The sequence below is a fragment of the Salinimicrobium sediminis genome (assembly GCF_900215295.1).
In the GTDB taxonomy this organism is placed as follows: domain Bacteria; phylum Bacteroidota; class Bacteroidia; order Flavobacteriales; family Flavobacteriaceae; genus Salinimicrobium; species Salinimicrobium sediminis.
This window is the reverse complement of the sequence record NZ_OCMF01000006.1, coordinates 48509-70398: the sequence shown is the minus strand read 5'-3', so window position 1 is coordinate 70398 and position 21890 is coordinate 48509. Positions and strand designations below refer to the sequence as shown.

Here is a 21890-nt window from a genome sequence, read left to right as displayed (position 1 = left end):
CCTAAATTCAAAATCTTCATGAAGTATTTTCTGTTCCTAAGCCTGTTATTCTTTTCAGGCCACGGCATTAGCCAATCCCTGTCTCAAAATGAAGTCAATCAACAAGTGGGACTTGTTTGGGGGCTACTCAAGTATCATCACCCGGAGGTGAGCCGCGGAAAATTCAACTGGGAAAGGGAATTACTCGAGGTTCTGGAAGAAACAGAAGATGTTTCCAATCAAAAAGAACTCAATAAGATCCTCCTTCAGCTTTGTAAAAAAGTAACTTCGAAAAGAACCAGGTTTAAAGAAAGAAAGGTGTCTGCTTCCGAAGAACTTTTCAGCAAAAATGTAGATTATGAATGGATTTGGGAAACAAATTTTGGAGAGGAACTAACTTCAGAATTATTGAAGTTAAAGAATAACAGAAATATTGGTGACCATTACGCTTCCCGTGAACCACTTAACAATTTCCTGAGTTTTAAAAATGAGAAGGGCCTGGCAGATTTTGATGCTTCCCTGGAGGGGCATCGATTGTTGTTGCTGTACAATTTTTGGAATGCCATCCAATACTGGTATGTCAACAAATATCTTATGGAGGAGGATTGGAGGGAAAGCTTGGCGGCCCTTACCTCAGACCTTTCCGAAGCTACCACTGTCCAAAAATTTGAACTGGCAAAGCTGAAGATGATCTCGAGCCTGAATGACTCCCATTCCTACAGAATTTCCTCCTTTCTCGGGGACTCGATTTATAACCATTACCCGGCTTTTAACGGCAGCCTGGTGAACGACTCCCTGGTGGTCACAAGGACGTTCAATTCTGAGTTGATCGCTCCTACCAATATTAATCCGGGAGATGTCATTACCGCAATCGAAGGACTAACAGTAAACGATTATATCCAAAAGAATTTTGCGCCTTTGATCTCCGGGTCCAATGACAATTACCTTAGGAGCAAGATAGAAAAATGGCTGCTGTTGTCTTCAAATAAAGATTCAATAAAAGTGAGCGTGTTTTCCCCCGGTTCAAATACCGAAGTACAACAGACCATTCCATTGTATACCTCTCTGGGGAAAGAAAGTAAGCGAACAGATTTGTATAGTCCGCCAAAAGAGCAGTGGTTTGATCTTGATGAGGAAGTGGTCTATATCAATCTTGATACTATTTCTCCAAAGGAGTTGAAAACTGCCTTTAATTACGGAAGGGCCAAAAAAGCAATTGTGCTCGATTTAAGAAATTATCCTTCGAATATCAGGGATAAAGACCTTTCAGATTTTCTTTACCCCCGAAAAAAGAAATTTGTAAAGGTGCTCTTTCCTATAGGCTCCCATCCTTCTTACGGGGATGCAGATGGTAAAGCACCGCTTAGATTTTTATTAGACCCATTTAAGACCGGAAAAAGGAACAAAAATTATTACAAGGGGAAAGTGATCCTTCTGGTCAACCGGTATACCATGAGCAAAGCCGAGTATTTGGCCATGGTGGTACAGGGGGCACCAAATGTCACCACTATTGGGGAGCAAACTGCAGGTGCACCTATGAACATCTGGATGTACACGCTCTCTGATGGGCAAACAACTTCCTTTACCGGCTTAGGCGGGTTTTATCCCGATGGTCGTGGGGTGCAGGGCACAGGTGTGGCTTTAGATCATATTATTTCTGAAAGTGCAATTAATTATGATCCAGGGCTTTACCTTAAGGAAGCTCTAAAAATCATTTATGGCAAGGGAGAATACCGGCCAGACGAACCGGCAAGGGAAGGGATCTTAACTCAAAAAAATTATAAGAGAGCTGAAAAATAGAATTTCTGACCTGCCTTAAATTCCAAAACTCATTCTTAATCCACTTAAATGCCGGAATTGGATATTTTCCCTGCCCGAATTTAACCAAGAACCTGTTTCTGTTTATTATAAAAAGCATCGGCCTGCAGTTGCAGCAGTTCGCGTGCCTTTTTGCGTTTGTAGTTGTAGAGTTCCTGCTCTTCGGCAATGTCTGCATACATCCTGTTGTTAACTTCGGTATCTGTCTGTAGTATAAGTTCCCGCTGCTGCAGCTGTTGTGCGACCCAGGTTTGCAGTGCGCTTTCTTCCTCTTCCAGCTTCAGGTCGTAGGCGCCTTTGGGTGACAGCAGCTTGGCGATAATAGGGGCAGTCTCGATGGCCAGGAACAACAACATAATGAACAAAGAGGGTAGGAAAGGTAGTTTGTTTAAGGCGTTTATCCTCGCCATGAGTCCGTCAAAACCATCGATAACCGGCTGCGAATCATTTACTCTGGCTTCGTATTCAGTGTTCAGGGAAGCTATTGTTTCTTCTGCAGCTTTGATCTTTTCTGCATTTGTAGCTTTCAATTCCTGCAGGGCCAGCAACTCGGCGTCATGTTTTTCTCTTTTTTCAGCATATACAGGACCTTTGCCTAATCTTTTGGTGCCGGCGGTACCTTCGGCTTCTGCGATGTAGGTGCTGTAGAGGGCGTTGACCTCAGTTTCCTTGGCAGCTACTTCCTCTTTTAAGGAAGCTATTTCCGCGTCGAGCGCGGCTATCTGCGGATTGAATTGCGTGGCGATCTGCTCCCGGTTTGCCAGGGTCATATCATTTTTTTGTTCCAGTAGGACCCGGTTGATCTCTTTCTCAAAAATTTTGATCTCCAGCGGCTTTGCGATCACCAGGGCAATGATCACGGCTAAAATGATCCGTGGGGTGGCCTGCAGTAACTCACTTTTAAAATTGTTCTTCTTTTTGATCGTGGAAACTATAAACCGGTCCAGGTTAAAAATGAGAAATCCCCAGATCAACCCGAACAGCACAGCGGTTAGATAATTGTCAAATACGGTGTACAGCGCATAGGAAGAAGCAATGAATGCCATGACGGCCGTAAAGAAAACCGTGGCGCCTATGCCTGCATATTTTGTTTGTTCGCCGGGAGAACAGGAGTCAAGGATTTTGGTATCTGCCCCGGAGCAGAAAATAAAGAATCTTTTAAGCATGAGATGATGATTGATTGATGAAACCCTATAACGTTCATTTTCAGCTTTTCTTGCATCATCCCTTGAAATATCAAAATGCAGATCAAGGCTACAGAAAAGGGAAACCTTGTGATAATTGTTTTAAGGGTTAGAATTAAACCTGAACTTCACCAATCCCCTTCAAATATTTTCATCGTCCAATTCCTGCGGCGTTAACCCAGGGACTCTAAAGATATAAGTGGGTGGCACAATGGAAAAGACCGGGAGCCGGCGATGAGTCCCTTTAAAGAAAATTCCTTTTCTATATAAACAAAAAAGCTGCCTTTGAAAAAAGACAGCTTTATAGGGGAGGGGGAATTTCGGTTTATTCGGTTGCAGGGACAAGTACCGAATCAATCACGTGGATCACTCCATTGCTCGCCGCGATATCAAATAATCCGGCATCTACCAGTATGGAGGCATCAGCATCCATATTTTCATCATTGGTGTCTATTCCGGCAGAGCTGTTCACATAGATAGAGGGTCCCAAAAGAGTTGGAATTTCCCTCGGTGAACTTTCAGGAAGTACGCTGTCACTCATTTTTGTACCGTCGACCACATGATAAGACAGCACATTAGCCACCTGCTCCTTAGTGAAGGAATCCAGGGGGTTTCCGTTTAGGAATTTCTCAAATGCAGCGTCGGTTGGAGCAAAAACCGTGTATTCACCGGCTTCTGTAAACATAGCGGTAATTCCCGCATACTCCAGGGCAGCCAGTAACAGGGTAAATTGCCGGTCTTCTTCAGCTTCGGCAGTGGCATAGGAGGTAACAATTTCAGCAATAGTTTTGTCTCCGGGAGTTGCTTCAGGAGGTGCTTCTACATTTGCAGCTGTTGTGGTATCCACACTTACTTCACCGACAGCTGAGTCTTTATTCGCTTCATTTCCGCAGGAGGTGGTGATAAATAACACCCCGAGTAAGAATGACATGAATAGATTCGAATGTTTAAATAAATTTTTCATTTCTTTTATTATTTGATTTTGAGGTAAATATAGGATTAATAATTCTTTGTTTAAATAATTTAACCATAATTTAAACAAATGTAATTATTGGACCAGACTATGTTATCTGTTGTTTCTATATCATGAGGTAAGATTAAACTGTTGAATTATTGGAAATACAGATCCTTTTCCACTCCCGGGGATTCCGGGGGAGTGAAAAAACCCGCTTATGCCTTATCTTCCATTTACCGCCAACAAATTCCTCAAAACTGTCTATCTTGTAGTAAACAGAATAACAAATAGTCGAATATGCCGGTAATCAGGTTAGACACTCATATAAAGGCAGATATTCAAATTGTATTTGACCTGGCCAGAAGTATTGACTTCCAGTCGAAGGCGGTAACCTCTTCCAATGAAAGAGCAGTGGCAGGAAGAACCAGCGGATTAATTAAATTTAATGAGACTGTAACCTACCGGGGCAAGCATCTTGGAGTTACGCAACAGCTGACTTCCAGGGTTACCGAATTTGATCCGCCACATTTTTTTGTGGATGAAATGGAGAAAGGTGCTTTTAAGAGCCTGCGGCATGAACATTATTTCTCTGCAACTGAAGAAGGAACCCTGATGAAAGATGTGTTCAAATTTGAAGCCCCGCTGGGTCCCCTGGGATGGCTTGCCAACAAATTATTTCTCAAAGCTTATATGACCGCTTTCCTGAAGGGGCGCAACAGGACGCTTAAAGAATATGCCGAAAGTGGGAAGTGGCGGGAAGTGTTAAAAAGGAGTGATCAGTGATCGGTGCTCAGTGGTCAGAAAGTAGGCAGTGGGCAGTTACTAGTCTGCAGTTCTTTACGACTACTGTAAACCGGAATCTGCGGAAATCGGCGTGAGCAGCGGGAAAAGAATAGTGTTCAGTGATCGGTGCTCAGTGATCAGAAAGTTGCAGGGAGCAATTTTTGGCCGGCAGTTCTTTATTACCATTGTAAACCGGAATCAGCGGAAATCTGCGGAAATCGGCGTGATCAGCGGGAAAAAAATAGTGTTCAGTGATCGGTGATCAGAAAGTTTTTTAAAAAAAATATCTGTGCATCTGTGGCTTTAGACCACTTTCTTCGTGTTCTTACATTTTTGGCTTAGTGGGCTTTGTGTGAAATTTTTCATGAGGCATTTGAAAATATTATTAGGAATAGGAAGGGCCGGAGTGAATAGTAGACTCAGTAAAAACCATCAGCAGATTGCTTCAGTCGCCCCGAAAGGCTGGGCTCCTTCGCAAAGACGTATCTGCAAATTGTATATGGTATAATGTCTATTGAAGAAGTTTGAGAACAGAATTTCAGAATTAACCTGCAACATGTAACCTGCAACTTTTTCCAACCTGAAACCCGCAACCCGAAACTGAAAATACACAAGCACCAGGCACCAAATTCAAAGCACCAAATTCCAAGCACCAAATTCCAAAATCCGTAACCCGGAACCCGCAACCCGAAACTGAAAAATACACAAGCACCAAATTCTATTTCTCGACAACTTTCTTTGTGATCTTACATTCTTGGCTCAGTGGGCTTTGTGTGAAACCTTTCACGAGCATAAACCATCAGCAGATTGCTTCAGTCGCCCCGAAAGGTTGGGCTTCTTCGCAAAGACGTATCTGCAAATTGTATATGGTATAATGTATATTGAAGAAGTTTGAGAACAGAATTCAGAATTAACCTGCAACATGTAACCTGCAACTTTTTCCAACCCGCAACTCGCAACTCGGAACCCGCAACCCGCAACTGAAAAATCACAAGCACCAAGCACCAAATTCCAAGCACCAAATTCCAAGCACCAAATTCCAGGCACCAAATTCAAAGCACCAAAATCCAGGCACCAAATTCCAGGCACCAAATTCCATTTCTCGACCACTTTCTTCGTGATCTTACATTCTTGGCTTAGTGGGCTTTGTGTGAAATTTTTCACGAGCATAAACCATCAGCAGATTGCTTCAGTCGCCCCGAAAGGCTGGGCTCCTTCGCAAAGACGTATCTGTAAATTGTATATTGTATATTGTATAATGTATATTGAAGAAATTTGAGAATAAAATCCAGAATTAACCTGCAACATGTAACCTGCAACATGTAACCTGCAACTTTTTCCAACCCGCAACCCGCAACCGGCAACCGGCAACCTGCAACCCACAACCCGCAACCGACAACCTGCAATCCGCAACCTGCAACTTTTTTCCTAAACTGAGGAGAGTCATTTTTTTCCGCATCTCAAAAGTCTAAAATTGCATTTTAAATTAAATCTCTATGAAAGAATATTTGGCTCAGGGTCTGGAAGATTCTATGAATTACATGGAATACATGGACCTGATGAACAAGCTGGTGCTTACCCAAAGCACTACAGGAGAAACCGACAAGGAGCGCATTGAATTTACAGCTCTCAACTATAAACGTTCCCTGCGGCTGAATAAAACCATTCAGCTTACTGAAGCGGAAACTGCCATTTTTGGAGAGCTTCAAACAAGACAGATCTGGCTGCTTATCACCGAATCCTGGTGTGGGGACGCTGCCCAAACCCTGCCGGTGCTTAACAAGATCGCTGAAGCTTCAGAAAATATTGAGCTTAGGGTAGTCCTGAGAGATGAGCATCCTCAATTGATGGATCATTTCCTTACCAACGGTACCCGATCTATTCCAAAGCTCGTCATATTAAATCCGGATCTTGAGGTGATGGCCAGCTGGGGACCACGAACAGCTGCAGCTACTCAATTAGTCACCGACTATAAAGAGCAATTCGGAAAAATTGATGCCGCATTTAAGAGTCAGCTGCAAATCTGGTACAATAAGGATAAAGGTATAAGCATCATCAATGAACTTACAGCAGTAGTACAAAATATTGAGAAGCAGGAAGAGGTTTTACTCAAAATCGACGGGTAAAAAAGATTCTGCTATCTCAGGCAATTTTAGCGGTCAGTAGGAGCCATATTAACTCTATCTAATCACGGGAAGCCCTTATAATTAACCAGGGCATGAGATCATACTTCTAACTTCTAACTTCTAACATCGTACTTCTAACTTCTACAATCGTATTTCTAACTTCTAAAATCTTACTTCTAGAAACTTAGTCCGGCGCCGAAATTCAGGTTAGAGGTGTATTCTTTGGTATCCAGCGGAGTTTTGCTGTCGAAGTAGTAGTTGTAAATGGTAAAGATTTTAAACCAGTTGGAAAGGGGAAAATCCAGCCTGAATTGTTCCAGGATCCTGTAGTCCTCAAGTTCCCTGTAGAGCGGTTGGTAGTACAAGGTGTTGGTGACAGAAAACCTTCCCGATTTGGGAGCATAGGATAAGGTGAGGTAGGTGCTGTTTCGGTGGTTGTAATTGGTGGTGCCGGCCCGGTCGCTGTATTCCACCTCATACATGTAGCTGTTGCCGGCATAGCCGCTGAAACGCTCTTTATCCACCCATTTCACCCGCAGCCCGGCACCCACCAGGTTACGCTGTTCCACAACCAGCAGCTGATTGTATTGTCCCTGCAAAAAGCTTTCAAACCTTAGCACCTGATTGAACTTATAATTGAACCTGCCGTGCAGGAACCAGGAGTTCTGCAGGTTCTTCTCGTCTGAATCTATGAGTTTGTAATTGCCCAGCACAAAATAGATAATCTTAAGATCCCTGGATTTAAGCTGAGTAGTTAGGGCGGCATCGATCTGGTTCACCTGCTTGCCGTCGTTGTTGGTGTGATTAAAGGAAAAGTCGGCAGCTAAAGCGAACCTCACCGAATCGGTCTGCATGCGTTTGGCTTCAATGTTCACCAGTTGGGCTGAAACGAGAGAGGAAAATAAAAGGGCTGTAAGTAAAAGGAGAGTTCTTATCATGAGCCCGCAAAAATAAAAAGATCTTTTGAATGATAAAGGATAAAGGCTAAACAGGATTTTATCGGGAATAACTTTTGGTTGCAGATGTAGATATTCTTCCGGAAGTGCCGGGCAGAGAAAATTTCCTATAGGTATGGTCTGCATATCCTCAATGCCACAGGAGATCTCATGAGATCCTAAATGAAAGCAGGAGAGATGATCCCGTTGGTGAGACATTTTGCCACGAGCTCTGTAGTATTGGTGCAGTCGCTTTTTTTGAGGATATTCTTCCTGTGGGTCTTGATGGTGTGGGGGGAGAGGTTAAGTTCCTTCGCGACCTGTTCTGCACTGAGACCCTTTGAGAACTCAATGACGATCTCTTTCTCCCTTTCTGTGAGCAGCTCTGCGAGATCATGCGAAGCGGCCTCACTGCCATCAATGAGAAATTTTCCTTTGGAAACATCCACGTTGTAATAACTTTTCCCGCCGTTCATATGTACAAAGGAAACGCCGTTATTGCTGCTTACTTTGAGGTGGGAAACATCGGTATGCAGACAAAACACATGCTCGGGGGAGCCATTCTCCAGAACACTCAGCGGAAATGCCTGGTACAACATGGTTCTCACTCCGTTGTCGCCATCCTTCATGCGGTAGGAGAACATATTCTTATAATTGAGCACCTCTTTCCGGTCTACAAAGGAGGTGTAAAAATCACTGTTCACCTTGCTTTTAAGGCTTAAGATCTCCACCTCTTCGGGCAGGACGGCTTCCAGTAGATCCTGCAGGTCAATGCTCCCGGGATCCTTGCCCGTAAAAGCCTCTACAGAATCTGAAATGTACTCCAGGCTAAAGTTGTGTAGGTTAACCACATAGAAATAGGAGTTGCCCGGTGCGAACATGGAGGCAAACCGTGCAAATTCAGCCGAGATCTCGAACGGCCGGTATTCCTTTACCTGCCGGGAATAACTTTCTTTCCAGTAATCTGAAATTTCTTTGAGGCCTTTATCCATAAATCCTGGTTTGTGCTGTAAATATAGAAATTATAAAAATCTTGTCTGAAAGGGCACCTTTTCAAAAAAAAGAACCTTCAGGAAAAACCTGAAGGCTCTTAGGCCAAATAATTCTTACCGGTAAAAATTAGAGATACACTTTGTACATCCCACTATAATGATGAGGAAGTAACCCCCTACCTAAACTTCCTCAACCAGCTATCCAAATATAGAATATTGACGTTGCTAAGATATATATGTGGGAAGAGCCGTTCAATACCTTTAAATGGGTATTTTTTATCCGGCCTTCGCGCGGTGTACGATCCAATCAAACCTTCCGCCGATCGGTAAGTTTCTCTTTGGCCTCTAATAGCTGCTCATTTCAGGATTTAGTTTATAGATGTAGGCCCATCTTTCCTCCAGGGTGTCGAACCATTTCTCCCATAGAGCATTGGCCTTTTCTTCTCCCACCGCATCCGTATAGATCTTTGCAGGGCTATCCCTTTTTATGTCGATTTCGGCATAGCCTTTATAGGGTTCCACTACCATAAAATTGGGAGTATCGGGGGCGCCCAGCTGGAAGTTATACCATAGGCCCCGGGGTGCCCCTTCTTTTTGCTTAATAGCATTGGTAACCTCCCGAATTACTTCTTTAAAAACGTGTTCCTTGCGCACGTTGTAGTAGGTCACCCATATGTACTTTGTATCTTCGGGTGTGCTTCTGCTTACTTCGGGCATAGTGCTGGCGACCCTGGAATTTACTTTTTCAATGTGGGGCAGAATATGGTTTAATAGTGCTATATAGCATTCATTATCTACATCCCCTTTCAATTCCATTTCACTCCAGTTGGAAATTGTGCCGGCCATGATATAAACTTGGCCTGCTCCCTGTTGCCTGCTCCACATGGTCCATTTCTCACTTCCGTTGTTCTTGAGATAACATTCCTTCCATTTTTTTACACCTTCTATAAATTGTGCATTATGTCCCTGTTTTACAGTGATCTCTGTCGTTGTCAGGATCTCACTTGCAGCGGTTCCATTTTGTGCTGATAACACTCCTGTTCCATAAATCGCGACCACCAGTGTGGCAATGAAGATTCTCATCGTTCTCATAGCATCATGTGTTTAGATTATGCCTCTAAGTAACTGAGAATCAATTAATACTAAAAACGATCCGGGACGAAAGGGCTCAATGCTTGTCCCAAACATCCGGTTTCTTTAACGAAGGAATTAAATGGTCTGTAGCCGCTTTAGCAGCTCCTCTTTAAGGGATTTACTTATGGGAATGGCTTTCCTGCCTAGCACGATATGGCTGGTGGCCACTTCTTTTACCTGGGAGATATTCACTATATAGGAACGGTGGACCCTTAAAAAATGCCGGGAAGGCAGTTTACTATCCATCTCTTTTAGCGTCATGACCACCAGGTATTCTTTGCTGTTGGAGAAGATACGGCAGTAGTTGCGTTCGGCTTCGATATAAAGGATGTCTTTGATACTTACCTTTACCATAGAATTCAAATGCCTTACAAAGATGCAGTCGCTAAGGATAAAGGTTTCATCTTTTTGGGAATCAACAGCAATGTTGCCGCCGTCCCTGCAGCTTATCTGGCTCACGGTTAATTCGATGGCCCGTTGCAGATCCAGCTTTTTAAAAGGTTTTGCTATAAATCCGTAGGGATGCGTGTCTTTGGCCTTATTGAAATGCGCATCGTCTGCATTGGCGGTAAGATAGATAACCGGTATGTTCCGGGTTCTTTGCATTTGGCGGGCCGTTTCAATCCCGTCCAGCTCTCCCTTAAGATTGATATCCAGCAGGATGATATCCGGCGGATTTTCCTTTACATGCACCAGGGCTTCTTCCCCCCGTGGTACAATGCCTGTTACCTCATAACCCATTTCTGAGAGCTGGAGGGAAATATGTGCAGCGATGATCATTTCATCTTCTACGATCAATAATTTTACTTTTTCGCCCATTATGCACTTTTCTGAATAGCAAAGTCAAATTCCACGTGGGTTCCTTTTCCACTGCGCTCCCTCATCTTTCCGTTTAGTTGCCGGGTGAGTAATTCTATCAGTTGGGAGCCAAAGCCCGTGCCTTTGGGGGCTACTCCCATCGTTTTTCCAATGCCGTTGTCTTTTACTTCCAGTTTCAGGTTATGATGGGGATCCTTTTCCAGGCTAATATTGATAACCCCTTCCTGATCTTCCGGAAAGGCATATTTGAGGGCATTGGTAAGCAGTTCATTTACAATAAGGCCTATGGGAACTGCGGTATCCACATCCAGCTCCAGCTGATCCATAGCGCATTCGATCTTTACCCGGTCTTCGGCATTGAAAGTATCCAGGATGCCTTCACTCAGGTTGATGAAGTAATCTTTCATTTCAATACTCCCCAGGTTTTTTCCCTGGTACAGCTTCTGATGGATGATCCCCATGGACTGCACCCGGTTCTGGCTGGCGATCATGGCATCTTTGGTAACAGGATCTTCAATTTGTGCCGACTGTAATGCGATAAGGCTTTTCACCATTTCCAGGTTGTTCTTCACCCGGTGGTGGATCTCTTTAAGCAGGAGTTCTTTTTCTGCATTTTTGGCACGTATGATCTGCGTGGCTTTCTTGTTCCGGTAAAAGAAATACAGCAGGAAAAGCAGGAACAGCAATAACAGGGAAGCTATGATGATGAAGAGGTTCTGTGTCTTGTTTTTCTGCTGAAGCAGTGCGGCCTGCGAAGCCAGGGCCTCATCCTTTTTTCCGGTCTCATATTTTATAGCCATTTCAGACTCTATACTGCTAATTCTGTCCTGAAGCTGCTTTTCTGAATTGGCATGCGCCTTTTCCTTATAGAACAATGCATTCCTGTAATCTCCCAGGCTGCTGTAAGCTTCTGCCAAATCGAGATAGGGCTGAATTAATCCTACCTGCCCCTTATCCTCATAGGATTTTACCCCGGCTAACAAATGTCCCAATGCCCGGGAATAGTTTTTCTGCAGGAGATAGATATGCCCTATTTCTGTGCGGTAAGTGGCGCAGCGTTCTTCGCCAATCTCTTTCTTACACATTTCCCAGGCGGTCAAATAATCTTCCAATGCCCGGTCCAAGTCTCCGGCTTTAATGTACACATCTCCACGATAGGAGTAGGCTCTCACTGCCACAAAGACCTCTTCGGGGACTTTTGTCTTTACGAGTTCCAGGCATCTTTCTGCAGCTTCATAGGCTTTTTCATATGCTCCCAATTCCCCGTAACCTATGATGAGATTGAATTGGGCAATGGCCAGGGAGCTGTAATCTTCGGCTGCTTCCAGGTAAGGCAGCGCTTCATTGGTGTAGGCTATGGATTTTTCAAAATCTCCCGTTACGCGGAATTTTACTCCCAGGGTGCGATAGGCGCTGCCAAGCCCGGCGTCATCCCCAAGCTCTTCATAAAGGGCAATAGCCTTGAACAGCACTTCCTGAGCCTTTTCCAGATCTCCCGTGTTGAGGTAATCAATAGAAAGGGACCGGTAGGAATCTGCAATTTTCTGTTTGCTTCCTTCTTTTAAATGATAGTCCAGGGCTTTTTCTGCATGGTACACCACCGAGTCCGGCGGAAATTTCCCGTTATAGGAGTGCCAGCTGGCCAGGGATTCATGGATCTGCGCAACGGTACTGTCGGGGGCAGTGCCAATGCTGCGTTTTAAGGTTTTGAGGGCGAGCTCATGGAATTGCTCGAGGTTTTCTGCGGAAGTCTCATTGGCGCGCATCCAGGCCAGGCTGGCATCTACGGAAGCACCCGGGCCCGGAACCTCTCCCTGTGCAAAACTGAAGCCGGTCCACAAAATGAGTATTGTGAAGATCGATTTAACCATCAGAATAAATAAAACGGGGGAGAAATACTAACCGGTAAGTTACAATAAACTCAAAATAAATTTCAGAATATTTTATATAAATCCCTGAAATTCAAATTTTTGACCGGCTTGGGAAATATTTTCCTTCCGCGGAGAGAAAATCCAGACTGAGAGATAGGGGGTAGGGGGGAAAAGAAATCCCTTCCGAAGGAACTTTTTGAACCTGCTCCCAAAACAAAGCTTACAACAAAAGAAGGGGGGCAATTATGCCAACTCTGGCTTCATTCTTATTATAATCCCCGGCTCCCAGTACATCTGTGGCATAGGAGGAATAGTCATAATAGCGCCCTATGTATGCCAGGAAAAAGCGGATATCTATATTTTTAAAGGGGCTGTAATAAATTGTGGGGATCCAACCGTAGCTGGTTCTTAGATGGTCTTTTTCGGTTTCCGGTTTGCCGTAGGCACTGCTGGTCATAAGCGTGAGTAACCCCTTAAACTTAGGACTAAAACTGTATTCGGCTCTTATCCAGTTCTCCACATAGGTCACCTCTTCCGCAATCTGGTCGTTATTAAACAGGTTGGTGAGAATTCCTTTGGTATCCACCTGTTCATAGCTATAATCAAAGTCATACATCAGGGTGAAATTCCGGTGCTGGTATTTATGGCCTAAAGTGAAAAAATAGGTACCTCTTCTTTTTACCTGGTTGGAATAGCTCAGGCTGTAAATGGTCTGGATCTTACCGTCAAAGAAGTTGCCGCGCCAGTTTCCCACCACCGCAACCGGCCAGTCGGGTTCTTTGATATTTTCTGCAACCACATCCCCGTAAAGGTCGTCATAGTGCATGGTACGTGAATTCAGGATCTGGAAACCGAATTTATGATCTTCAAGAGCCTGCCAGGTGATCCCGGCACCCGTAACATAGGCGAGGGCATTATTATAGATGTCATTGAATTCCAGTACATCCATGGCACTGAACTCATATTCATATCCGCCATAAAAAGCAAACATCTTTCCCATGAGGAGATTGATGGTAGGGGTAAGTTCCACATCGAGGTAAGCCAATTCAATATCACTGCCCAGCCGGTCCAGGGTTTGCACATCGCTGTCTTTATTAAAGCGGTTCCTGAAACGAAAATCAACCCTGTCATGAAGTTTGGCTGCAATTCCAAGGGCTGTAAATCCGTTTGAAAACTGAATTCCGTTGTAATACTGGTCGCCGCCACGAAACATATAAGCCTGGAATTCCATCCGCATATCAAAAGTGATATTGATATTTTTTAAGAGCCCTGCTTTTTCTACAGGAATGAGCGGTTCCCTAAGACTATCATTTACCTGGGAAAATCCGAAGAAAGCCGTTAGAAATAAAAGGCCCGAGAGTATAGTTTTCTTCATCTGAATTATTTTAGGCTTAAACGCTTGCAGCCGGTTGAAAGCTCAAGGGGAGGAGGAAACGGCACGGCTAACTCAGTGAAGTTAAGAATAATAACTGAATTGCATACCCGTCACGTCCCGGGACTTAGAATGATCCACTTGAAATGCCATTTTTGAGTCCCTGAGTTTAAAGGTGTCTTAGTGGCAAGTAAAGGCTGAAGAAAATTCAGATTTTTAAGAAAGTAGTAGTCGGTTTGCAAGCTCCCTTCCAAAGATTTCTCTGAATTTTTTGCTTTTTCAGAAGTCATTTTTTGTAGCGGGACATCACCGGATTCATTATTTTTGGAAGGAATAACTTAGAGTGCAATGAGATCCCGGGCAGTCACTTTCGCCAATTTTCTCCGGCAGCCGTACCCTTATTATTTCACTCAGGACAAGCTGGGTAAGCTGGCATTGGCGATTTGTGTTCCGGCTTTTTTATTTGTGTACCTGTTTGAACCTTTTAATGTAAATCCCGAAGAGCATAAAATGGCTTATTTCTGGATTAGTTTTATACATGTGGCTGTTTCCAGTCTGGTGTTATATGGTTGCTACAGCCTGGCTAACCTGCTGAAAATAGAGGAGGAGAAATGGACTCTCGGAAAGGAAATAGCAGGTCTGGCCCTGGTGCTGCTGTTCATGATTAATAATGGTGCGGGAAAACGGGTAGGCGTGGTTCTTTCTAACCTGCGCCACTACAAAGACGTTGTAGACATGCTTTTTCATTCCGGATTTTACTTCGGAAGGGAGGCAGTCCGGCTGGAGGGGATGATCTTGTTAAGTAGTTCCCCCTTTTTCCGGAATGGTGATTATAAAGCTCAATAAAAAGACCTATGAAAAATACGATTTTTGATACCCCTGTGATCCTGGAGAATAACGGTGTGAGGTTGGAGCCATTGGCGCAAAGGCATTATGCCTCCTTGTTGCCGGTAGTCCTGGAAAATCCTGATCTTCTAAAATTTTCTCCCTCGCCCTTTGGTACTCCCGAAGCATTGCAGGACTATTTCGATCTGGCTTTGCAGCAGCGCCGGCAACAAACCCGTTATGCATTTGCCATTTTTGACAAGCAAACCGATACCTATGCCGGCAGTACAAGTTTTGGTGCGATATCCCATGAACACAGTCGGTTGCAGATTGGCTGGACCTGGATAGGAAAGGATTTTCAGCAAACAGGCCTCAACAGGAACTGCAAGTATCTCATGCTGCAATATGCCTTTGAGGAACTCAGGTTTGAACGGATAGAATTTGTCACCGACGCCCGGAATTTTCAATCCCAAAAAGCCATTGAAGCCATAGGAGGCAGATTTGAAGGGGAACTTCGCAGCCACACCTTAATGTCCGACGGATTTAGAAGAAATTCCCGGTATTACAGCATTCTTTGTGAGGAATGGAAGGAAATAAAAGAAACCCGTTTTGCCCCACTTTTCACCTAGCCTGTCCAGACTACACACAAGTTTTATTCTTCAGTTTTTACAGTTCAGTCGATTAGTTATTTCGATTTTGAGGAGCTAAGACATTTTTGTTTTAACAAAAATTTAAATCTTCAAAGAAAACTTTCCCTATTCCTGCTTCGTAGGTATAAGTAGAAGCCTTTATTATGGAAAAATGCTCAGTAAATTTTTTGATGGGCTTATTTCTAAAATTCCGCTTCTCAGATTTTTGAATTAAAATTTTATAAATAATTAAAAAACACACAGCTTATGAACGCTCTTGTAACGCCATTAATGATTGGCACCCCGCAGATTATTTTAATTGTAATTGTAGTTCTCCTCTTATTCGGGGGCAAGAAACTACCCGAATTAATGAAAGGACTGGGAAGTGGTATTAAGGAATTTAAAGATGCTTCCGGAAAGGAGACGGTGGAAGAAAAACCGGATAAAAACGTGACCTCTAAATAAGCATTACCTAATAGTTCACCTGAAATTGTAATTATGGAAAGAAACATTATGGCCACCCGGGAATTGTCTTTTTTAGATCACCTGGAGGAATTGAGATGGCATTTGATTCGTGCTACTTTAGCGGTTGCAATTGGGGGAGTGCTGGCCTTTATGGCTAAAGGCTTCATCTTTGATATCTTGCTCTTTGGCCCCAGCAATGTGGACTTCTTCACCTATGATGTTCTATGCAGGCTCACGACCTGGGTGGGTTTCGAAGGAGGCTTTTGTTACCGGGGAGAGATGCCCTTCAGCATTCAAAGTAGAACAATGGGAGGCCAGTTTTCTGCCCATGTCTGGACGTCGGTAACGGCAGGCTTTATTATTGCCTTTCCATATATTATCTATGAATTCTGGAAATTCATTTCCCCCGCAATGCACAGGCAGGAACGAAATTCTGCCCGCGGCTTTATCCTTATTTCTTCTGTTCTTTTCTTTATCGGAGTATTATTTGGATACTACGTAATTTCCCCGCTCTCAATTAACTTTTTGGGACGCTACCAGGTAAGCTCACAGGTGCTTAATGAATTTGATATTGGAAGTTATATTGGGCTGGTACGATCCTCTGTGATTGCCAGCGGTCTCATTTTCGAATTGCCCATCATCATATATTTTCTTTCCAAAATTGGGATAGTAACTCCATCCGGATTAAGAAAGTACCGAAAATTTGCCCTTGTAGGGGTTTTGATCCTCTCGGCTATTATTACCCCTCCGGATATTTTAAGTCAGATTTTAGTAGCTATTCCTGTGCTTGTATTATATGAAATAAGCATTGTGATTTCCGGGATTGTCCTGAAAAGAAGTAAGGCTAATTAACGGAGCTAAGCGGAAAACGGTTAATCTTGTGAGACTGATCTCTCTGCGGAAATTTTTTCAGTGGAAAAAATTTCCTTCCGCTGAAAAACCTTGAAGAATCTTATTGCCAACAATTTTAAAAATATTCAAAATGAATCCTATTCAAATCATTCCATTGTTTGTCAGCTTTACTGAAATCTCCTTTATAATCTTTGTGCTGGTCATGGTCTTTGGAGCTGATAAAATTCCGGAGATAGCTAAAGGCCTTGGAAAAGGAGTCCGGGGTATTAAGAGTGCAACAGATGAAATAAAGGGAGAGGTTATGAAAAACGTCTATGATTCAGGAAAAGAAACCGGAGACGTAACCCGTGAAGTTAAAAAACACATCCCTGAAGGAAAACAGGAATTAGAAAACCTTACAGGGTCTGTCAAAAGAAGATAATAAGCAGCCTTGAAAAAAAAACTGCTTCAGGCTTTTTTGCCTGGTGTTGCGCCTCCCAAACAATTCTTTTTCTGTTGCTGAAGAACTTTTAATTCTGCAGCATGTCTTTCTCATCTATTACTGCTTTACAACATTTTCCGGCTCAGATTCCCTCTCTTCCGAAGCAATATATTATTGTTTTAACAAAGTTTTAGGGCTTTGATTAAAACCGCCGGTATTTCTGCTCCGTAAGTATTTATATAACTGAAACATTTTATTATGAAAAAACCACTTATTAAAGTGCAGCCTGCAGCAAATGCCGGGATCGATTGTACTAATTCACGAAGAAACTTTCTCAAGATAGGAAGTATGGCCGTTGTAGGTTCAGGATTTTTGCTTGCCTGCAGCAGCGACGATGACATGTTAAATCCTCCGGTCCAGCCGGGAGCTCCTTTTGATTTGGGAAGCGGCGATCTGGGAATTTTAAATTATGCCTATGCCCTGGAACAACTGGAGGCAGCGTTCTATACCAATGTCATGGACGGCGCGTATTGGGCAGGAGCTAATGCCGAAGAACGTCTTATCCTTGAAGACCTTTACAAACACGAGGTGATCCATCGGGATTTTTTTAAAGCAGCTTTAATGGCTGCAGCCAATGGAAATGCCGATGTTGTATTACCCGAACTGGAATTCGATTTTTCCTCTGTAGATTTCGGAAGCAGGGATTCAGTTCTTGGCACAGCAAGAATACTTGAAGACACAGGTGTTGCTGCCTATAATGGAGCAGGCAGCCTTATCCAAACTCCCGATTACCTTGTAATTGCAGGTAAGATCGTTTCGGTGGAAGCCAGGCATGCTGCAGCAATTCGTTCCATCTATTTAGAAGATCCAAAAGCTTTTGCCGGGGATGATGTTGTAGACGCAAATGGGCTGGATCTGGCCCTGGCTCCACCTGCTATTCTGAATGCTGTGAAAGAAACAGGATTTATAAAAACCGAATTTACCGCAAACCAATTGCCTACAGGCTAATAACCACTTTAAAAATTGTAATTATGAACATATTAAATTTCTTAGAGGAATTCACTTCAGAAAACCTTGTCAATAAAACATCTTCAAGAAAAGATGCCTTAAAAACATTTGGATCTCTTAGTAAAAAGGCTCTTCTGGTTTCAATTCCGTTTGGATTGGCCGGTTCCTCCAAGGCCTATGCTTTTCAGGATCAAAATGCTGCAACCGGTGCACTTCAGCTTGCCCTTACCCTGGAATACCTGGAAGCGGAATTTTATAGGAGGGCTTTGGACTCCGGCGTTCTTCCTGCGGGAAGTCGTGCCGAGGCTGTTTACCAGCAAATTTCAAAACATGAAACTGCTCATGTGGAATTCCTGAAAGCCGGCCTGGGCGATAACAGCCTGGAATCTCCTCAATTTGACTTTACAGCAGGAGGAGCGTTTGACCCTTTCAATGAAAACTCCACCGGGCAGGAAGTTGCCTATGCACAATTACTTGCCCTTGCCCAGGCTTTTGAAGACACGGGGGTGAGAGCTTATAAAGGCCAGGCCGGTAATTTAATGGGAACCGCATTTCTTACTCCGGCACTTCAAATCCATTCTGTCGAGGCAAGGCATGCTTCGGAAATTAGAAGATTAAGAGCCGATGTAATGGGGTATGACCTGGATCAAAATGCCCTTGGATGGATCACGCTTGATAACCGGGGACCCGGGATGCCCGAAGCCACAGCTGCGGTCTATGAAGGGGAAGAGCAAATTACCCAGGGCGGGGTGAACCTTGTTGATGCCACTGCCTTTGATGCCATTGCTGTTAGCCAGGCCTTTGACGAACCTATGACAGGTCAAAAGGCTTCAGAAATTGCCGGACTTTTCATTGTGTCATAATTGTCATCTCCTTTTTTTATCCTTTATCGTCCCGGCCTCCTTCGGGACGATATTTTTTTAATCCCGTACAATTATTTTTAATTCATACATTTAGAGCTCAGCTAAACCTATATGCAGCAGGATTTTCTAATTAATCAACTCCAGGAAGGCAATGAAAAAGCCTTTGAAAAAATATATCAACTTTATTCTAAAAGCATTTTTGGGGTGATTTTTACCATACTTAAAGATGAGGAATTAGCTGAAGAAGTACTTCAGGATGTTTTTCTGAAGGTGTGGGAAAAGGCACCTACCTATGAAGCGTCAAAAGGGAGATTTTTTACCTGGATTTTAAATATTGCCCGCAATGCCTCAATTGATCAACTAAGGTCTAAAACCTATAAAGACCGGCAAAAGAATGTGGAGGATGAAACCTTTGTTGATGTGATTGAGAGCCCGCATCAATTAACAGATAGTACCGAAGCCATTGGGCTGCAAAAATATATCAAACTTCTTGAACCCCTTTGCAGGAGTATCATCGACCTGTTGTTCTTTAAAGGTTATACGCAACAGGAAAGCGCAAAAGTTCTTGAGATGCCTCTTGGTACCCTCAAGACACGTAACAGGATGTGTATTAAAAAATTAAGAGCTTCGATAAGATAATGGAGAATATTCAGGAATATTTGGAATCAGGGATTCTGGAATTATATGTTTATGGTGCGCTACCCGAAGCAGAACGGGAGGAGGTGACCCGTGTGCTCCGTGAATATCCCGAGCTTAGGCAGGAGGTGGAGCAAATTGAAGAAGCCCTGCAGGAATTGTCGGGTGCTGCGGCTCCATACGATCCACAGGATGTTTTGATCAGCCTTAAAAAGAAAATAAGACAGAGACCGGAAAGAACACCTGAATTCTCTAAAAAGAAAAACATAAGTGCCATTTTGGGATGGGCCGCCAGTATCATCCTGTTGATCGGATTATTTATGATGTATGATGCCAATACAGAGTTGAATGAGAGACTGACTGAAATGGAACAGGAACAGGCCGATCTTGAAACGCAGATTGTAGAGGCCAGGGAAGATTCAGAAAAAACGGAACAGTTATTAAGGGCACTTCGTTCCAGGAATATTGAAAAAATTCCGCTGCAGGGTCAGGACTTTGCTCCTGAAGCCTATGCCACCGCTTACTGGAATAAGGCACAGAATATCACCTATATCGATGCCCAGGACCTTCCTGCACCACCCCCGGGTATGGTGTATCAGGTTTGGTCTCTCAAGTTGGACCCGCTTACCCCCAGTAGCATAGGTTTGCTGGAAGATTTTGAAGGGAACAGCAAAAGGATCTTTATCGTAGATAATTCTTATGATTCAGAAGCTTTCGGGATTACCCTGGAGCCTGCGGGAGGAAGCGAAACCCCTACGCTTGAAAAGCTGATGGTCTTAGGTACGGTTACCATAACTTAGGAGGAGCTTTTTAGATTAAATAAAACTTTCCAATTCGGATTTTATTTAAACTTAAGCGGAGAATAAATAAAGAGCTAATGTTTTTTATTCCGGTGCCTGTTTTTGAAGTTTCTCGGGAGCTTTTTTAGAAATATGCTCATTGGGTAAGGCCATTTGAGTTCGGCGGTAAATCTGTTAAAAATCTCCTTTTAAAAAGGTATTCAAAAATGCCATTTTATAGAGGTATTCTGCAATGGGAGTGGCAAATACAGGAACAATCAAATTGTATTTATGGATAACCCAAATTCATTTAAAAGAAAATACAGGGCACAATGGCTGCATTTACCTGTCTTGATTTACAGAGAAATAAACGGAAAAGGTTGAACCTTTCCCCAGCTGGCTTTCCACCATAATTCTTCCGCCGTTATTTTCCACCATGCGTTTGATGATATAAAGACCCATTCCGGTGCCTTCAATTTTGTGGGAAACCCTGGTGGATTTATGGAAGATAGCCTCCTGATGCTCCAAGGCAATTCCAATGCCGTTGTCCTTTACCTGTAAGATTACACGATCCTCCATTTTAACTGTAGAAATGTGGATCTTTAATGGTTTCCCGGCCTTCTTATATTTAATGGAATTTCGCAGCAGGTTATATAAGATACTTCTTAAATTATTTCTTGAGAAGATGATTTCTGAAGTCTGAAAATCAGTAGTTATTGAGATCCCTTTATTAAATATTTCCGACTTTAAAGAAATGATCACGTCCTGCGCGATGTTCTCAATATTTACCCTAACCGGTTCCCCATCAAGTTCGGGTTGATCTTCACTTACTGCTATAAAATCCTTTACCAGATCTCTCATGGCATTGGAGCTGGCCTTTAGGGTAGCTATATATTTCTCGAACTGAGGCGTATTCTGTTGGTTATAGGCATTCATTAAAGCATCAGAAAGCAACACTATAGCCGAAAGCGGCTGCCGTATATCGTGGGAAAGAGCGTCTATTAGGGTATGATATTCAGAATTTAACTTCTCAAGTTCTCCTATAGCCCTGATTCTTTTGGTGATTTCTACAAAAGTAATAATTACCCCATCGGTCCTGTTCTCCTCAAAAACTATGTAGGGAAGTATATTCATCTGGTACCATTTCCCGTCTGTGGTTTGCACTTCCTTCTCAAGGATCTCCCCGGATTGGATCACTTCTTCAATATTTTCAATAAGCGTGGGAAACCGAAAATTTTCTTTCACATCATGAATGTCCCTGTCTACATCGGCATCTGTAAGAGAGAATTGCCGCATCGCAGGAGGGGTGAATTTCTTCAGGATAAGATTTCCATCGATGAAAAGCTGCGGAATTATTGTATTGGCGAAGTAATTCTCAAGATCCTGATTTTTCTTATGATTGGTTAGGGTTTTACTTTTATTAATTACTTCAGACATAGGGGGG

General features: G+C 43.2%; 21 protein-coding genes. 12 read left to right on the top strand and 9 right to left on the bottom strand.

Annotated elements, in window-relative coordinates; translation table 11 throughout:
- The first annotated feature begins 18 nt into the window (after nucleotides 1-18).
- Nucleotides 19-1779 carry a S41 family peptidase gene (locus CRO16_RS15810; protein ID WP_097057379.1) on the top strand — a complete coding sequence of 587 codons (1761 nt, stop codon included), beginning with the start codon at nucleotides 19-21 and terminating at the stop codon, nucleotides 1777-1779.
- 80 nt (nucleotides 1780-1859) lie between these two features.
- On the opposite strand, the gene CRO16_RS15805 is transcribed toward CRO16_RS15810, so the two are convergent.
- Nucleotides 1860-2963, bottom strand: a complete 1104-nt coding sequence (locus tag CRO16_RS15805; protein ID WP_097057378.1) for a DUF4407 domain-containing protein — start codon at nucleotides 2961-2963, stop codon at nucleotides 1860-1862.
- 343 nt (nucleotides 2964-3306) lie between these two features.
- Complete coding sequence (locus tag CRO16_RS15800; protein WP_179670566.1) at nucleotides 3307-3912, bottom strand: fasciclin domain-containing protein; 606 nt, start codon at nucleotides 3910-3912, stop codon at nucleotides 3307-3309.
- Nucleotides 3913-4233: 321 nt separating this feature from the next.
- Here CRO16_RS15800 and CRO16_RS15795 point away from each other — a divergent pair, with 321 nt between their 5' ends.
- Nucleotides 4234-4719: an SRPBCC family protein gene (locus CRO16_RS15795; protein ID WP_097057376.1), complete on the top strand. Its 486-nt coding sequence runs from the start codon at nucleotides 4234-4236 to the stop codon at nucleotides 4717-4719.
- A 1496-nt stretch (nucleotides 4720-6215) separates the two neighbouring features.
- The gene (locus CRO16_RS15780) at nucleotides 6216-6845 is read left to right on the top strand and encodes a thioredoxin family protein (protein WP_097057374.1); all 630 of its coding nucleotides are present in this window, start codon (nucleotides 6216-6218) and stop codon (nucleotides 6843-6845) included.
- 176 nt (nucleotides 6846-7021) lie between these two features.
- Here the strand turns inward: CRO16_RS15780 and CRO16_RS15775 are convergent, their stop codons facing one another.
- The 6 genes from CRO16_RS15775 to CRO16_RS15750 form a co-directional block, all read right to left on the bottom strand.
- The gene (locus tag CRO16_RS15775) at nucleotides 7022-7999 is read right to left on the bottom strand and encodes a DUF481 domain-containing protein (RefSeq protein ID WP_097057373.1); all 978 of its coding nucleotides are present in this window, start codon (nucleotides 7997-7999) and stop codon (nucleotides 7022-7024) included.
- Nucleotides 7960-8772 carry a response regulator transcription factor gene (locus tag CRO16_RS15770; protein WP_097057372.1) on the bottom strand — a complete coding sequence of 271 codons (813 nt, stop codon included), beginning with the start codon at nucleotides 8770-8772 and terminating at the stop codon, nucleotides 7960-7962. Before CRO16_RS15770 ends, CRO16_RS15775 begins: the two co-directional genes overlap by 40 nt.
- A gap of 345 nt (nucleotides 8773-9117) precedes the next feature.
- Complete coding sequence (locus CRO16_RS15765; protein ID WP_143544566.1) at nucleotides 9118-9864, bottom strand: hypothetical protein; 747 nt, start codon at nucleotides 9862-9864, stop codon at nucleotides 9118-9120.
- A gap of 117 nt (nucleotides 9865-9981) precedes the next feature.
- Nucleotides 9982-10725: a LytR/AlgR family response regulator transcription factor gene (locus CRO16_RS15760; protein WP_097057370.1), complete on the bottom strand. Its 744-nt coding sequence runs from the start codon at nucleotides 10723-10725 to the stop codon at nucleotides 9982-9984.
- The gene (locus CRO16_RS16370) at nucleotides 10725-12596 is read right to left on the bottom strand and encodes a tetratricopeptide repeat-containing sensor histidine kinase (protein WP_097057369.1); all 1872 of its coding nucleotides are present in this window, start codon (nucleotides 12594-12596) and stop codon (nucleotides 10725-10727) included. Before CRO16_RS16370 ends, CRO16_RS15760 begins: the two co-directional genes overlap by 1 nt.
- Before the next feature lie 220 nt (nucleotides 12597-12816).
- Nucleotides 12817-13971 carry a porin gene (locus CRO16_RS15750; protein ID WP_097057368.1) on the bottom strand — a complete coding sequence of 385 codons (1155 nt, stop codon included), beginning with the start codon at nucleotides 13969-13971 and terminating at the stop codon, nucleotides 12817-12819.
- 345 nt (nucleotides 13972-14316) lie between these two features.
- Between CRO16_RS15750 and CRO16_RS15745 the strand changes: the two genes are divergently transcribed.
- The 9 genes from CRO16_RS15745 to CRO16_RS15705 all read left to right on the top strand — a co-directional run bounded on the left by CRO16_RS15745 (nucleotide 14317) and on the right by CRO16_RS15705 (nucleotide 20467).
- Nucleotides 14317-14814 carry a hypothetical protein gene (locus CRO16_RS15745; protein WP_097057367.1) on the top strand — a complete coding sequence of 166 codons (498 nt, stop codon included), beginning with the start codon at nucleotides 14317-14319 and terminating at the stop codon, nucleotides 14812-14814.
- An 8-nt stretch (nucleotides 14815-14822) separates the two neighbouring features.
- Nucleotides 14823-15422 (top strand): GNAT family N-acetyltransferase, encoded by a 600-nt coding sequence (locus CRO16_RS15740; protein WP_097057366.1) that lies wholly within the window; start codon nucleotides 14823-14825, stop codon nucleotides 15420-15422.
- A gap of 267 nt (nucleotides 15423-15689) precedes the next feature.
- Complete coding sequence (tatA, locus tag CRO16_RS15735) at nucleotides 15690-15887, top strand: twin-arginine translocase TatA/TatE family subunit (protein ID WP_097057365.1); 198 nt, start codon at nucleotides 15690-15692, stop codon at nucleotides 15885-15887.
- A gap of 33 nt (nucleotides 15888-15920) precedes the next feature.
- Nucleotides 15921-16739: a twin-arginine translocase subunit TatC gene (gene tatC, locus CRO16_RS15730; RefSeq protein ID WP_097057364.1), complete on the top strand. Its 819-nt coding sequence runs from the start codon at nucleotides 15921-15923 to the stop codon at nucleotides 16737-16739.
- Nucleotides 16740-16878: 139 nt separating this feature from the next.
- The gene (locus tag CRO16_RS15725; protein WP_097057418.1) at nucleotides 16879-17160 is read left to right on the top strand and encodes a Sec-independent protein translocase subunit TatA/TatB; all 282 of its coding nucleotides are present in this window, start codon (nucleotides 16879-16881) and stop codon (nucleotides 17158-17160) included.
- Between the two features lie 258 nt (nucleotides 17161-17418).
- Nucleotides 17419-18168, top strand: coding sequence for a ferritin-like domain-containing protein (locus CRO16_RS15720; RefSeq protein ID WP_097057363.1), 750 nt, complete (start codon nucleotides 17419-17421; stop codon nucleotides 18166-18168).
- A gap of 23 nt (nucleotides 18169-18191) precedes the next feature.
- Entirely contained in the window at nucleotides 18192-19031 is an 840-nt protein-coding gene (locus CRO16_RS15715; RefSeq protein ID WP_097057362.1) for a ferritin-like domain-containing protein, read from the top strand.
- A gap of 111 nt (nucleotides 19032-19142) precedes the next feature.
- Nucleotides 19143-19670, top strand: coding sequence for an RNA polymerase sigma factor (locus CRO16_RS15710; RefSeq protein ID WP_097057361.1), 528 nt, complete (start codon nucleotides 19143-19145; stop codon nucleotides 19668-19670).
- Nucleotides 19670-20467, top strand: coding sequence for an anti-sigma factor (locus CRO16_RS15705; RefSeq protein WP_097057360.1), 798 nt, complete (start codon nucleotides 19670-19672; stop codon nucleotides 20465-20467). Before CRO16_RS15710 ends, CRO16_RS15705 begins: the two co-directional genes overlap by 1 nt.
- Before the next feature lie 321 nt (nucleotides 20468-20788).
- Here the strand turns inward: CRO16_RS15705 and CRO16_RS15700 are convergent, their stop codons facing one another.
- Nucleotides 20789-21883 (bottom strand): sensor histidine kinase, encoded by a 1095-nt coding sequence (locus tag CRO16_RS15700; protein WP_097057359.1) that lies wholly within the window; start codon nucleotides 21881-21883, stop codon nucleotides 20789-20791.
- Nucleotides 21884-21890 lie beyond the last annotated feature (7 nt).